Source organism: Micromonospora sp. DT201, from assembly GCF_049841575.1.
In the GTDB taxonomy this organism is placed as follows: Bacteria; Actinomycetota; Actinomycetes; order Mycobacteriales; family Micromonosporaceae; genus Micromonospora.
Genome location: NZ_JBNCKP010000009.1, coordinates 122,721 through 135,542, shown reverse-complemented (window position 1 = coordinate 135,542; position 12,822 = coordinate 122,721). Strand labels below are relative to the sequence as shown.

9 protein-coding genes are annotated in these 12,822 nt (G+C 70.1%); 2 read left to right on the top strand and 7 right to left on the bottom strand.

Going from position 1 to position 12,822, the window contains the following annotated elements; all coding sequences use genetic code 11:
* Positions 1–19: 19 nt before the first annotated feature.
* Positions 20–1,246: an MFS transporter gene (locus ACLQ28_RS17365; RefSeq protein ID WP_425687307.1), complete on the bottom strand. Its 1,227-nt coding sequence runs from the start codon at positions 1,244–1,246 to the stop codon at positions 20–22.
* A gap of 41 nt (positions 1,247–1,287) precedes the next feature.
* On the opposite strand from ACLQ28_RS17365, the gene ACLQ28_RS17360 reads away from it, so the two are divergent.
* On the top strand, positions 1,288–2,385 hold the full coding sequence (locus ACLQ28_RS17360) for an ROK family protein (protein ID WP_425687306.1): 1,098 nt from the start codon (positions 1,288–1,290) through the stop codon (positions 2,383–2,385).
* Positions 2,386–2,497: 112 nt separating this feature from the next.
* Here ACLQ28_RS17360 and ACLQ28_RS17355 read toward each other — a convergent pair whose 3' ends face one another.
* Positions 2,498–3,100, bottom strand: coding sequence for a TetR/AcrR family transcriptional regulator (locus tag ACLQ28_RS17355; protein ID WP_425687305.1), 603 nt, complete (start codon positions 3,098–3,100; stop codon positions 2,498–2,500).
* Positions 3,101–3,249: 149 nt separating this feature from the next.
* Here ACLQ28_RS17355 and ACLQ28_RS17350 point away from each other — a divergent pair, with 149 nt between their 5' ends.
* A complete protein-coding gene (locus tag ACLQ28_RS17350) occupies positions 3,250–4,692 on the top strand; it encodes an MFS transporter (protein WP_425687304.1) in 1,443 nt (480 codons plus the stop codon).
* A gap of 244 nt (positions 4,693–4,936) precedes the next feature.
* On the opposite strand, the gene ACLQ28_RS17345 is transcribed toward ACLQ28_RS17350, so the two are convergent.
* From ACLQ28_RS17345 to ACLQ28_RS17325, 5 genes are all read right to left on the bottom strand, one after another.
* Complete coding sequence (locus tag ACLQ28_RS17345) at positions 4,937–5,470, bottom strand: GNAT family N-acetyltransferase (protein WP_425687303.1); 534 nt, start codon at positions 5,468–5,470, stop codon at positions 4,937–4,939.
* A 102-nt stretch (positions 5,471–5,572) separates the two neighbouring features.
* Positions 5,573–6,205, bottom strand: coding sequence for a hypothetical protein (locus ACLQ28_RS17340; protein ID WP_425687302.1), 633 nt, complete (start codon positions 6,203–6,205; stop codon positions 5,573–5,575).
* Between the two features lie 116 nt (positions 6,206–6,321).
* Positions 6,322–7,299: a hypothetical protein gene (locus ACLQ28_RS17335; RefSeq protein WP_425687301.1), complete on the bottom strand. Its 978-nt coding sequence runs from the start codon at positions 7,297–7,299 to the stop codon at positions 6,322–6,324.
* A 32-nt stretch (positions 7,300–7,331) separates the two neighbouring features.
* Positions 7,332–8,861 carry an OmpL47-type beta-barrel domain-containing protein gene (locus tag ACLQ28_RS17330; protein WP_425687300.1) on the bottom strand — a complete coding sequence of 510 codons (1,530 nt, stop codon included), beginning with the start codon at positions 8,859–8,861 and terminating at the stop codon, positions 7,332–7,334.
* A gap of 8 nt (positions 8,862–8,869) precedes the next feature.
* Entirely contained in the window at positions 8,870–12,814 is a 3,945-nt protein-coding gene (locus ACLQ28_RS17325; RefSeq protein ID WP_425687299.1) for a ThuA domain-containing protein, read from the bottom strand.
* Positions 12,815–12,822: the final 8 nt, after the last annotated feature.

Below are 12,822 nucleotides of genomic sequence, written 5' to 3'. Positions count from 1 at the left end.
AGTCGGCAGCAAGGCCACCTCACCTCGCGACGGTGGCCGGAACCCGCTCCTGCACGCGTCGCCCGGCGGCGAAGCTGACCACTCCCAGGGCCAGCCCGAGGATGCCCAGGACGACGCCGACCCGGGCCGGTGCGAGGTAACCGAACCCGGCGGCGATGGCGACGCTGCCCAGGGCGGCGCCCAGGCTGTTCGCGATGTTCATGGCCGACTGGTTGACCGCCGCCCCCATCAGCTGCGCTCCCGGGGCGACGGTGATCAGGCGTGCCTGCAGGACCGGGCCGAGGTAGAGGCTTGTCGCGCCGACCAGGAACGCGCCCACGAACAGGCCGGCCCGGGTCGACGCGACGAGGCTGAACGCGGCGATACTGACGATCATCGCGACGAATCCGATGATCATGCTGCGCCGCAGGTCGCGGTCCGCGAGCCAGCCGCCCAGGGCATTCCCGACGGTCATGCCGAGACCGACCGCGACCAGCGCCCACGGCACCGTCGCGGCGGAGAGTCCGGCGACGTCGGTGGTGACCGGTGCGATGTAGGTGTTCACCGCGAAGAACCCGGCGAAACCGACCGCGCCCGTCGCGGCGACCAGCCAGACCTGCGAGGTTCGCAGCGCCCGCAGCTCGGCGGCCGGCGAGCCGTCGACCGCGGCGGCGACCTCCGGGACGACAGCCAGCACCGCCAGCAGGGTGAGCACGAAGACGCCGGCGATGATCAGGTACGCGGCACGCCAGCCGGCCGTCTGCCCGAGCCGGGTGATGAGGGGTACGCCGACCACGTTGCTCACGGTCAGGCCGCTGAGCACGATGGCGAAACCACGGGCCTCGTTACCGGGGCCCATCAGCGTCGCCGCGAGCAGGCCGGCCGCTCCGAAGTACGCGCCGTGCGGCAGCGCCGCCGCGAACCGAGCCACCAGCACCAGGTCGAAGGTGGGGGCGATCGCGGACGCGACAGTGCCAACAGCGAAGAGCACCAGCAGCCCGAGGACGAGCTTCTTGCGGGGCAGGCGCGCGCTCAGCGCGGCGATCAGGGGCGCGCCCACGACCACGCCGAGCGCGTACGCGGTGATCATCCAGCCGGCCTGGGCGACCGCGCCCGACGACGACCGGGCGTACTCCTGGGAGAGCAGATCGCGCGCGATGTCGGGCAGCAGACCCATCGCCACGAACTCGGTCAGGCCGATCGCGACGCCACCCAGTGCCAGTGCGACAAGCGCCGCCGTCCGTCGACCTCTGCTCAACTCGATCACCGAGAGAATTTAGCAACAGCGTTGCGTAATAGGGTGGTGAGATGACTCGCATCACTGCGGACGTCAACTTCCTACGCGGCTACAACCAAGCGCTGGTCATGGCGGTGGGGCGTACCGTCGGAACGTTCGAGCGGTCGACCGTGGTCCAGGCCACCGGCTTGACGCCGCAGGCCGTCTCCAAGGTCATCGCCCGCCTGACCGTCGACGGCCTGATCCGTCCCACCGGCGTCCGCCGCCCCGGCGTCGGCAAGCCCGCGGTCGTCTACGAACTCGTCCCCCACAGCCGGTACGCGATCGGCGCCCACGTCGCCCGGCGCACGCTGCGGCTCGTCCTGGTCGACCTCGCCGGCACCGTGCATCACTCGGCGGTCAGTCCGCTACCCGGCGACTTCACCCCACCGCAGCTTCTCGACGCCCTGGCATCCGGCATCAAGGCGATGACCGGCGTCGACGACCTCGGAGGCGGCCAACTCACCGGCGTGGGCATCGGCATGATCGGCCCGCTGGACCACGCCCACGGCCTGGTCCGCGGCGCCCACGGGCTGCGCCACTGGCACGACGTGCCGTTGCGTGAGATCGCCGAGAAACACCTGGGCCTGCCCGTGCACCTCGACAAGGACGTCACCGCCGGGATCACGGCCGAGGCCTGGCGGCACGGGGCGACGTTCGGCGACGCGGCTCTCATCATGATCGAGTCCGGCATCGGCGGCGGCTTCTGGCTGGGCGGCACAGCCCACCGGGGCGCGCACACCAACGCCGGAGAATTCGGCCACACGGTCGTCGACCTGAACGGGCCCCGCTGCGTCTGCGGTCGCCACGGTTGCCTGGAGATCGTGCACAACCACGCCGCCGAGGCCGGAGACGTCGCACGCGCCGCACACGTCGTGGCAGTGGGCGTCGTCAACCTGCTCCAGACGCTCGACCTCGCACACGTGGTGCTGGCGGGCGCGGATCTCCTCCGGCACCCGGAGACCTATCTCGCGGCAGTCGCCGACGCCGTTCGGGCGGACGTGCGACGCACGGCCTGGCTCACCACGAAGGTGACCCTGTCCAGTCTGGGTGCCGACGTCATCGCGGCGGGCGCCGCCATGCAGGTGCTGGACCAGCACTACGGCATCCCGGAACTCGCCCCGATCTGACCCGAATCCGCCGGCAACGGACGCGACACGACGCGGACAGACACGTGGATGCCGTGGTGCGCCTGGATGATCTGGGTTGCGAGGGCGGCGCCGGATCGACACCCCGATGCTTCTACTCGGGCCTCAGCATGGCCAACAGGGTCTTTTCGAGGATCTCGCCGACGGACTCTGTGGCCAGCCGCCCGGCGGCGGCCTCGTCTGCGGCCGCGTGCAGCAGTGTGTAGACGGTCGTGACCAGCCATTCGACCGGCAGGTCCGTACGGAAGGCACCCTCCGCCTGACCACGGGCGACGAGCCGCTCGACATGGGCCAACGGCTGATCGTGGCGGCGGCGCACTTCGTCGGCGGGCAGGGCACGCTGCACGGCGACGTGCAGGCTGCCGAACCTGCTGAGCAGCGGCCAACAGGATCGGATCAACTGAGCGAACACCTCGGCGGGCGGCCCTTCATCAGGTGAAACGGCCTCGATGATGCCGGCGCTCTCGGCGATCGTCTCGGCGAGCACCGTCCTCAGTAGTTGCTCCCTGGACGGGAAATGCGCGTACAGGGTGACCCGGCCCAGACCGGCAGCCTTGGCGATGGTGGTCATGCTGGCATCCGGGTCACGGGCGAAACACTCGGCGGCGGCGGTGATGATCGCCGCGATGTTGCGTTCCGCGTCGGCCCTCCTGGGCGTCCCGGCCACTCGGTCTCCGTGGTCTCTGGTGCGCGCCATGGCCAGATCATACAAGTAGTCGAACACCACTGTTCAACTTCCCACCCCCGTGGGGTACCTTCAAAGCCGAACAGGCCTGTACGACTTACGTCCGGCCGGACACCGTGATCGCTGCGGTGCCCCTCCAATCACAAGGAACGGAACGCCCGATGCCTCAACCCTCACCTGCGCTGCACAGCCCACCGACGACCGAGGCCTCGGCACATCCGCGCCGCTGGGCGGCGCTCGCGCTGATCAGCGTGGCCCAGTTCATGTTGATCCTCGACGTGACCGTGGTGAACGTCGCCCTCCCCGAGATCGGCGCTGACCTGCGACTGGAGCGCACCGCGCTCACCTGGGCAATCACCAGCTACACACTGTTCTTCGGCGGGCTGATGCTGCTCGGCGGACGGCTCGCCGATCTCTTCGGAGCCCGCCGGATGATGCTCATCGGGCTGACGGTCTTCACCATCGCCTCGCTCGGCACCGGTTTTGCCCAGAACGAGACGCTGCTGATCGGCGGACGCATCGCACAGGGTATCGGGGCGGCTCTGCTGTCCCCCGCGGCGCTGTCGACCGTCACCGCCACCTTCCATGGCCGCGAGCGCAACAAGGCGCTCGGCGTGTGGGCAGGGCTCGGCGGCATCGGTTTCGCCGCCGGGGTACTGGCAGGCGGCGTCCTCACCGCCGGTCCCGGCTGGCGATGGGCCTTCTTCGTCAACGTGCCGATCGGCGCCACCGTGCTGGCGTTCCTCCCGGCGACCGTCCCCGCCACCCTGCGAGCGCACCGCGACAAGCAGCGCATCGACATCCTCGGAGCGCTGGCCGTCACCGCCGCCACCGGCTCGCTCATCTACGGGCTGGTCACCGCCGGCGACGCCGGCTGGGGCAGCGCCGCAACCCTGGTGCCGCTGGCTGCCGCAGCCCTGCTGTACGCGGTGTTCGTCGTCATCGAACGGACAGTCCGTAACCCGCTGATGCACGTAGGGATGCTGGCCCGCCGACCCGTGGTCGCGGGCGCGTTCCTGATGCTCATCGGATCTGGGCTGCTGATCTCAGTGTTCTTCCTCGGCTCGCTGTACCTGCAGCATCTACGCCACCTCAGCGCGATGGAGACCGGACTGCTGTTCCTGCCCGCCGCACTGGCCACCGGAGTTGGGGCGCACCTGGCCGGCCGCCTGGTCGCCAGCATCGGCACGCGGCCAGTCGCCGCCATCGGCCTCGCGCTGGTCGCAGTGGGCACGGGACTGCTCACGCAACTCTCTGCCGACGGCACGGTCTACACCGGGCTGCTGCCCGGGATCGTCATCGCCGCGGCCGGAGTCGGCCCCGTGTTCGTCACCGCCGCCACGTCCGCGTTGGCACACGTCGACCACGGAGAGGAGGGTCTCGCCTCGGGCGTGCTCAACACCTTCCACGAACTGGGCGGCGCCATCGGCGTCGCGACGGCCTCCACCCTCGCCGCAGCCGGGCTCACCAGTGCGCCCTCCATCGACGGATTCACCGACGCCTACACCGCGACGGCCATCGCCGCCACTGTGGCAGCCATCCTCGTTCCGGCCCTGGTCCCGCCCGGCAAGCCGGAGTTGAGCGGGCTGCCGCACGCCCACTGACCTCACCGGTCTGCGAAGGGCCCTCGCCATCCGCTTTGGCTGCCCGCCATGTTGATGTGCTGGTGAGCGGTATGCCTCAGAGGTATGAATATGACTCTGAGGTATACCGCTCACCACCGCATCCGCCGCCATCGAGGTGACCGACGGTCACCGCCGGCCGCCTTTCTGGCTGGCCTTCGTGCTGAACGTCCCCTTCTTGCCGCCCTTCGTGTCGGCGGCCTCGGGCCTGGCCGCGAAGATCTGTCTACAGGTCCATCGCGTAGACCCGGACCCGGCGGCCGGTGTCCGGCCGCACGGTTTCGCGCTCCAGCGACATGCCCAGCTTGACCATCACCCGCGCGGACGCCTCGTTGCCGACGACGTGGATGCTGACCAGCCGCCGCAGGGCGAGCTCGGCACGAGTGTGGGCGACAACGGCCTGGGCAGCCTCGGTAGCCAGGCCCCGGCCCCAGTACGCGCGGCCGAGCCGCCAGCCGATCTCCACCGCCGGCATGATCTCCGGCAGGAAGGTCGGCACCGCCAGTCCGGTGAAACCGGCCAGCTCGCCGGTCTCCTTGATCTGCACCGCGTACAGGCCGAAGCCCTGTTCGTCCCAGTGCCGCTGGTAGGTGGCTAGACGCTCCGCGGTCCCGGCCCGGTCCAGGGTGCGGCCGTCGTGGATGTAACGCATCACCTCGGGCTGCGCGTTGACTGCGGCGAACCCGTCCAGATCATCGCTGTGCCAGCGGCGCAACAACAACCGCGGAGTCTCCAGGGACGTGGCATCAAGGTCAGGCACTTTCCCTTCGTAGCACTCAGGCACCCACGGGCGCGATGGATTATCGGGTGGGAAGCTGCACCCCCTGGTCAGGGCGTCGTGTATCGGCCTCGGGGTCGACGATCAACCCGTACGCATGAGGCTGCGGAAGTCGGCAGCGTCCGGGAACGGGCGGTCCTGCGCGAACTGACCGATGTAGACGACGGCTTCCTCGTCCTGGGAGTAGGAGTAGCCGTCCAGGGTCGGGCCGACGACAAGGATGTTGCCGGCCCGCCGCCAGGCGGCGTACCGCCAGGAGTAGCCGCCGACGGAGATGTTCCTGCCGTCGGTCCGGACGTCCCACTCCGGGGGGCCGAGCCGTTCGGTGAACCGGTCGATCGCGGCGTCGACGCACGCCTCGAAATCCTGGCGACCGGCGTCCCGCTGGCTCGACCAGCCGGGCTGCGAGCCCCAGAAGTCATCCGGCCACAGCTCTCCACCCACCGTGTAGTAGTGGACGAAGGGCATGTAGAGGCAGTAGTCGCCGTAGATGGCGTGACCGGCCGCGGTGACGATGCGAGTTTCGTCGGTCGGCGCCGCGTCGGCGGTCCAGCCGAGAGCGCGCATCGCCCGGCTGGTGGCGTCCGGATCGTTCCACGGCAGGTCGGCCAGGCCGATCAGCTGATCGGCCAGCTCCGCGTCGATGGGGCACTCGGCGACGTAGTTCTCGATGACCGTCTCGTCTTCGCCGTGCTCCGGCTCGTGATCTTCCGTCACGACCGGGGATTCTGCCGACGCCGGCACCGACACGCAAGCACGGGCCGCGACGCGGTACGACGGCGGCGGCCGGTCACCCTCGATCCGAGGTGGCCGGCCGCCGTCGCGTCGAGCAGCTAGAGCCGGGCGTCGCCGGCCGCGGTGGCCTCCTGCACCGCCGAGGTACGACGGGTCTCGGCCCGCTGATCGCCGGCGTCCTCCCGGTCCGGGGCGGCCATCCGGGCGGCCCGGTTGGTGGTCGCGGCGGCCTGGTCGCCGGTCACGCCGCCGCGGATCCGGTTGTTCGCGGCCACCTGGGCGGCCGGGTCGTTGGACGTCACGGTCAGCTGGCCGTCGATGATGTTGTCGTCGACGCTGACGCCACCGGTGGTGCTGGTGATGCTGACGTCCCGGCCCCAGTAGCCGCCGGAGGCGCAACTGTCGAGGGTGCCGTTCGGGCCGAGCTGCACACCACCCAGGTTGCCGGCGAAGGTGGCCTGGCCACGGACCGCGCTGCCGCACACCACACTGCCGGTGGCGCTGTTCAGCACCGACAGCGTGCCGTCGACGAAGGAGTCGTGCACGTCGGTGTAGTAGGTGCCGGTGCTGCTGACGTTACGTTCCACCTGGGTGCCACGGTCGAGCCGCACCTCACCGGCGCCCGCGTTGACCGTCCCGACGATCGTCGACTCCTCCACGAACAGGAAGCTGTCGATGGTCGCGGAGCCCTTCGGCCGCACGGTCACGTTGCCGCTGCGGGCGTCTTTGAGGAAGACGCCGTAGCCGCCGGCGGCCAGCACCACCTGGCCGTCGATGGTCGTCTCGGTGGCGTCGAGGTAGCCGTCCGCGGCAACGCGGATCTCGCCGCTGACCCGGCCACCGGCAACCACCAGGTTGCCGCCGGCCGCGACGGTGACGTTGCCGGTGATCGTGGTGCCGGTCAGCGCGCACGACTGGCCCGCCGGCACCAACAGGTCGTTGGGCACGGTCACGGCACCGCCGGTGCCGATGCAGTGGGTGACCAGGTCGGCGTGTGCGGTGGGCGCCACCGCCAACACCGAGGCGGCGACGACGGCGCTCACGGTGGCGAGCTTGACGACGGTACGTCCGGGCATCGTTGTACTCCCTGTCGATGAGATTCGAGGACTCATGCGCCGACGTCCGATCGGGCCGCAGCCCGGACGATGGCGCCCTGCTGCCGCCGGTTGAGCGTGCCGCCGGTCACGAGCGCGGTCGTGACCGCCTCGACGTGCCGGACGAAATCGGCGTGGCCTGGGTAGTCGGCGTGTTCGTCGATCAGATCGTTGATGGTGCAGCCGTCGCCGGTGTCGACGTTGGCCACCCCGGTGTCGTCGCCGTCGATGATCACCGTGGCTCGGGTGTCCGAGTCGGCGCAGCCGTCGGTGCCGTCGGCCACCACCGTGAACGTCGTCGACTGCTCGGTGGAGGCGTTCCCGGCGGTGTCGATCGCCCGGTACCGCAGGGTGTGGGCGCCGACGGTCCGGACGGAGACCGGGCCGGTGTACGCGGTCCAGCCACCACTGTCGAGCGCGTACTCGATCGACGCCACACCCGAGTCGTCGTCGGTCGCGGTGACGGTGACTGTCGCGCCGCCGACGTACGCGCCGTCGCTGTTGCGCTCGCCGGCGACCGTCGCAGCCGCTGCGGGTGGCGTGGTGTCCTCGGCCGGCGGTGCGACGACAGTGAAGTGGGACATCTGCTCGGCTGACGTGTTCCCGGCGACGTCGGTCGCCCGGTAGTGCAGCATGTGCATCCCGACCGCGGTCACGACGATCGGGTTCGCGTACGCGGTGAATTCGGCCCCGTCCAGCGAGTACTCGATGGTGGCGACGCCGGACCCGGTGTCGGTGGCGGTCAGCGTGGCCGTCGCCGTACCGATGTAGTTGCCGTCGCCGTCCGGGTCGCCGGCCAGGGTCGCCGTCACCACCGGCGCGGTGGTGTCCTCCTCCCCCGGCTCGACGATCCGGAACGACACCGAGCCGACGGCACTGGTGTTGCCGGCCTGGTCGGTGGCCCGGAACTGCACCGAGTGGTCGCCGATCGCGGTCACCTGCACCGGCTGCGTGTACGGCAGGAAGCTGGTGTCGTCGACCTGGTACTCGACGGTGTCCACGCCGGAGTCGGCGTCGGTGGCCGTGACGGTCACCGTGGCCGCACCGAGGTAGTTGCCGTCTTGGTCGCGCTCACCGGCCACGGTGCCGGCGACCGTCGGCGGTGTGGTGTCGCCGCCGCCTCCGCCCTCGGTGACCACCAGCTCACCGACCATCTGGCTGTGGCCGGGGATCGAGCAGAAGTAGCGGTACCGGCCCGGCGTCAGGTTGACGGTCGCCTGGTGGCGGCCGTCGTTGGCGTCGAACGGGCTGGCCAGGATGTTGAGCGTGACGTCGTGGTTGTAACCCTCGGTGGAGGTGTCGAAGGTCAGCGTGTGCGGCATTCCGGTGGTGTTGCCGGTGGCCGCGCTGTTCTCCCAGATGATGGTGGTGGCACCGGCCACGGCCGAGGTGGGTGCGGACTTGTAGCGGGTGATGTTGTCGTCGGCGGTCCAGGTCAACACCTGGTCGGCGGCGACGCGCGGGGCGGCGGAGGCGGGCGTCGCTGCCAACGGGATCACCGTGAGCAGGAGCGCCGCCAGCGCGGCCGTCAGTCGTCGGGTCATCGTCACTCCTAGAGCTCCCGCACGCGGACGTTGCGGAACTCGGTCAGGTCGTTGTCACCGTGGTTCTGCAGGCCGATGAAGCCGCGGAGGAACTGCCGCAGGTCGGTCGGCGGGTCGCCGGCCCGGGACGACTGCTTGCCCGGGGTGTTGTCGAACTCGTTGATCACCACACCGTTGCGGATCATCGTGTAGTGCTGCCCGACGACGCGGATCTCGTAGTCGTTCCACTGGTTCTTCGGAGTCACGCCGGCCTGGGCGAGCGGCACGGAGTCGAAGTTGTAGACCGATCCGGTCTTCTGCGGCTCACCGGTCTCGCCGTCGTAGATCTGAATCTCGTGTCCACAGAAGATCGCCACCCAGGCTTGGGAGGTACGAGCCGATCCGACTGTGCCGCAGCTGCCCTCGGGCCGCTGCTCCAGCGGGATCCGCGGGTCCGGGAATCGGGTGAAGACGCCGGTGTTGGCCCGATTCGTGCCCGGTGCGATGTCCTTGAACTGCAGCCGCACCGAGAAGTCACCGAACTCCTTGGTGTGCCAGAGCATGCCCATGCCGCCGCTGGAGCGCAGCGCCCCGTCCGGCTGGATGCTGAACGATCCCGTCGGCGCCTGTTGCCAGCCGAGCAGCGACTCCGGGGTGCCGTCGTAGAGGGGCTCGTACCCGGTGTGTCCGTCCCGGCCGATATCGGACGCGGCGGCCAGGCGGGTCAGCGTGCCGGATTCGCGGGCATTGAGCAGACCGTCGTCCTGCAACACACGGGTCACCGTGCTCACGTGCCGGACGAATCCGTTGTGGTCGGCCCAGGTGCTCTCGTCGTCGATCAGGTCGTTGATGGTGCAGCCCTGCCCGACCGTACGACTGGGCACCCCGGTGTCCGTGTCGCCGAGCCACACGTTCTGCCGGCTGTCCGGCACCGCGCAGCCCACCGTGACCGTGGTCTGCACGGTCGCCGTCTCGCCGTCGGCGTACGTGACGGTCAGCTTCGCCGTGTAGGTGCCGACCTTGGCGTACGTGTGCCGGGGGTTCGCCTCGGTCGACGTGGCGCCGTCGCCGAACTCCCACCGGTGGCTGACGCCGCCGGAGCGGGAGCCGTTGAAGGCGATGGTCAACGGCTTGTTCTGCACGGCGACCGAGGTCGCGGCCGGCGCCGGGGTGGGAGCACCACCGGTGTAGGTGACCCGGATCAGCTTCTGGTTGTCGTGCAGGCTGAAGAACCCGCCGCCGTAGTCGAGCAGGTAGAGCGCGCCGTCCGGGCCGAACTTGGCGTCCATCCAGCTCTGCAGCCGGGCGTCACCGTTGCCGCCGGGGATGATGGCCCGCAGCGACTCGGCGTACACCGGCGGAGCGGCCTGCGGCACGCCGGCCGGGTCGACGGTGACCGCGACCCGGTTGGTCGCGTTCGACTGGTCGCCGATGAACCACTTGCCGTCCCAGTGCTCCGGCCAGGCAACGCCACTGTTGGTGTCGACGAGCTCGCGGTGGTACGTCGGGCCGGACATGATGGCCTGCCCGCCGCCCCGCAGGTACGGCTGCGTGTAGGTGGCGTCGGCCGCGACGTAGGTCGGGAGGCCGCTGCCGTCGGTCCGCTTGGGGAACACCGGGCCGCCGCCGTCCGGCGAATACCAGATCATGTTGTCCCGGGCCGCGGGGATGTCCACCAGACCGGTGTTACGCGGGGAGGTGTTCTTCAGGTTGTCGCAGTCGTACCAGCCGGTCAGCACTGTCGCGTCGGTGCTGCTGCGATCCCGGTACGGCTGCCGGTTGCCCATGCAGTACGGCCAGCCCTGGTTACCGGCCGAGGTGATGATGGTGGCGGTCTCGTACTTGGCCGGGCCCAGGGTGGGGCTGGGCGATGCGGCGTCCGGGCCGACCCAGCCGGCGGTCAGCCACTGGTGCACCGGGTCGATCTGCAGGCGGGCGATGTTGCGTACGCCCATCACGTAGATCTCCGGCCGGGTCTTCTCGGTGCCCGGTGGGAACAGGTTGCCCTCCGGGATGGTGTACGTGCCGTCCGCCTCCGGGTGGATCCGGATGATCTTGCCGGCGAGGTCGTTGGTGTTGCCCGACGTGCGGCGGGCGTCCTGGAACGAGATCCCCTGGTACTCCTGGGTCCAGTTGTTGCCGGAGTAGCCCTGCGATCCCTCGGAGGAGTTGTTGTCGCCGGAGCCGACGTAGAGGTTGCCCTTGGCGTCGAACGCCATGCCGCCACCGGCGTGGCAGCAGCTGTGGATCTGCACCGGGAACTGCAGCAGGTCCTTGCGGGTGGCCTGATCGATGGTCTGCGCCTGGCGGTCGTAGGTGAACCGCGAGATGGTCCGTTGCCCGACCCGCTGTACCCGGTCGACCGACTCGTGTGGCATCCAGTAGACGTAGAGCCACCCGTTCTCGGCGAACGCGGGGTCGGGCACGATGCCGAGCAGGCCCTCCTCGTTCTTCACCAGCTCGGAGCCGCTGCCCCGGTTGCCCATCACCTCAAGGGTGGTGAGCAGTTTGACCTGCTTGGTCCGTGGGTCCCACGAGTGGATGGTGCCGCAGCCCAGGCCGACGTTCGGGTCGTTCCAGTCGGCGATCGGGCCGCTCGGGCAGGCCGCCTTGCCGACGTAGAAGACCGTGCCGTCCGGCGCGATGGTGAGGCCGTGCGGCTCGCCGATCTGGTCCAACTGCCCGGTCTGGTTGGCCGCGGTGAGCCTCTCCACCTTGTAGTTCGCGGCGATCGTGGCCTGGCAGTCGCCGCGTACGCGGCCGGTGGTCCAGTTGAGAGCGCCGGTGAGGTGCGTGCGGAACGCCTCCTCGCCGTAGCTGCCCTCGGTGTGGCCCATGCCGGTGTAGAACGACCGGCCACCGTCGTAGTCCCGGCACCAGGACACCGGGTGGAACGCGCCGTTCGCGGCCGCCCCCGGGTTGTAGTGCCGCTCCTCGACCTGGGCGAGAGTGTGCACCGTGCCGATCGGGTTCGGGTCCCAGTTGTCCCAGCGGTCGGACCGGGTGATCGTCAGGGGCAGCGACGCGGTCGCCGGATGTTTGCGGTCCAGGATGTCGACCACCGCCCGGTTCACGGGGGTCGGCGGCGGCGCGGTGGCCGTGCCGGTGAACAGGCGCAGGTCGGCGAGCTGGATCAGCGGCTCACCGCTGTTGGCGGTGATGTTCAGCCGGTAGCGGGTGAACTCCTGCGGCGTGGCGATGTCGAAGCGGCGGGTCTGGAACCGCTCCGCGAAGGTCTGGTTGGTGCGCCGGTCCAGATCGGACCAGCTCTGGCCGTCGTTAGAGCCCTGCAGGGTCCAGTCCTTCGGGTCCCGCCCGACGAAGTCGTTGGCCGACGTCAGCGCGTACCCGGTGATCCGCTTGGGCGCGGCCAGTTGGTAGGCCACCCACGCGGTCGGGGTGCGGACCAGCCACTTGGTGTTGGCGTCGCCGTCGGACAGCTTCTCCTTGGACTCGGTCGGCGGGTTCTCGCCGCTGGCGGTCACCGCGGCCACCGGCTCGGCCACCGGGATGGCGCCCGCCGGGCGGGTGCCGATCAGGCCGGTGAACCAGGCCGAGTCGACCTGGGCGCGGGCGGCGTCGGCGATGCCGACGAAGCCGCCGCCGGCCTTCATGTAGCTCTGCAGCGCCGACTCCTGGTCGCGGTTGAGCGCGGCGCCCGTCGCGGAAAGAAAGACCACGCTGCGGTACGCGGACAGCCCGGCCGTGGTGAAGACGGCCGGGTCCGTGGTGGCTGTGACATCGATGTCATGAGCGGCACCAAGCTGCTTGATGGTGTCCACCGCGCGAGAAACCGGGTCCTGCTGCTCGGCCACCGGCCCGTGGAACACCAGGACCGCGGTCTTCTGCGGCTGCGCTGCGGCTGCCGGTCGTGGTGCGGCTGCCGTGCTCGGCGCGGCCGCTGCCGTCGTTGCCGGGATCAGCGCCGCGAAGGCCGCTATCGCGGCAAGTGCCCGTCGTGATTTTCTGGTCATCCCGTCCC

Bases quoted from the DNA above. Each gene is read 5' to 3' on its own strand.
- ACLQ28_RS17360 (WP_425687306.1), top strand. From the start codon at position 1,288: ATGACTCGCATCACTGCGGACGTCAACTTCCTACGCGGCTACAACCAA.
- ACLQ28_RS17355 (WP_425687305.1), bottom strand. From the start codon at position 3,100: ATGGCGCGCACCAGAGACCACGGAGACCGAGTGGCCGGGACGCCCAGG.
- ACLQ28_RS17350 (WP_425687304.1), top strand. From the start codon at position 3,250: ATGCCTCAACCCTCACCTGCGCTGCACAGCCCACCGACGACCGAGGCC.
- ACLQ28_RS17335 (WP_425687301.1), bottom strand. From the start codon at position 7,299: ATGCCCGGACGTACCGTCGTCAAGCTCGCCACCGTGAGCGCCGTCGTC.
- ACLQ28_RS17330 (WP_425687300.1), bottom strand. From the start codon at position 8,861: ATGACCCGACGACTGACGGCCGCGCTGGCGGCGCTCCTGCTCACGGTG.
- ACLQ28_RS17325 (WP_425687299.1), bottom strand. From the start codon at position 12,814: ATGACCAGAAAATCACGACGGGCACTTGCCGCGATAGCGGCCTTCGCG.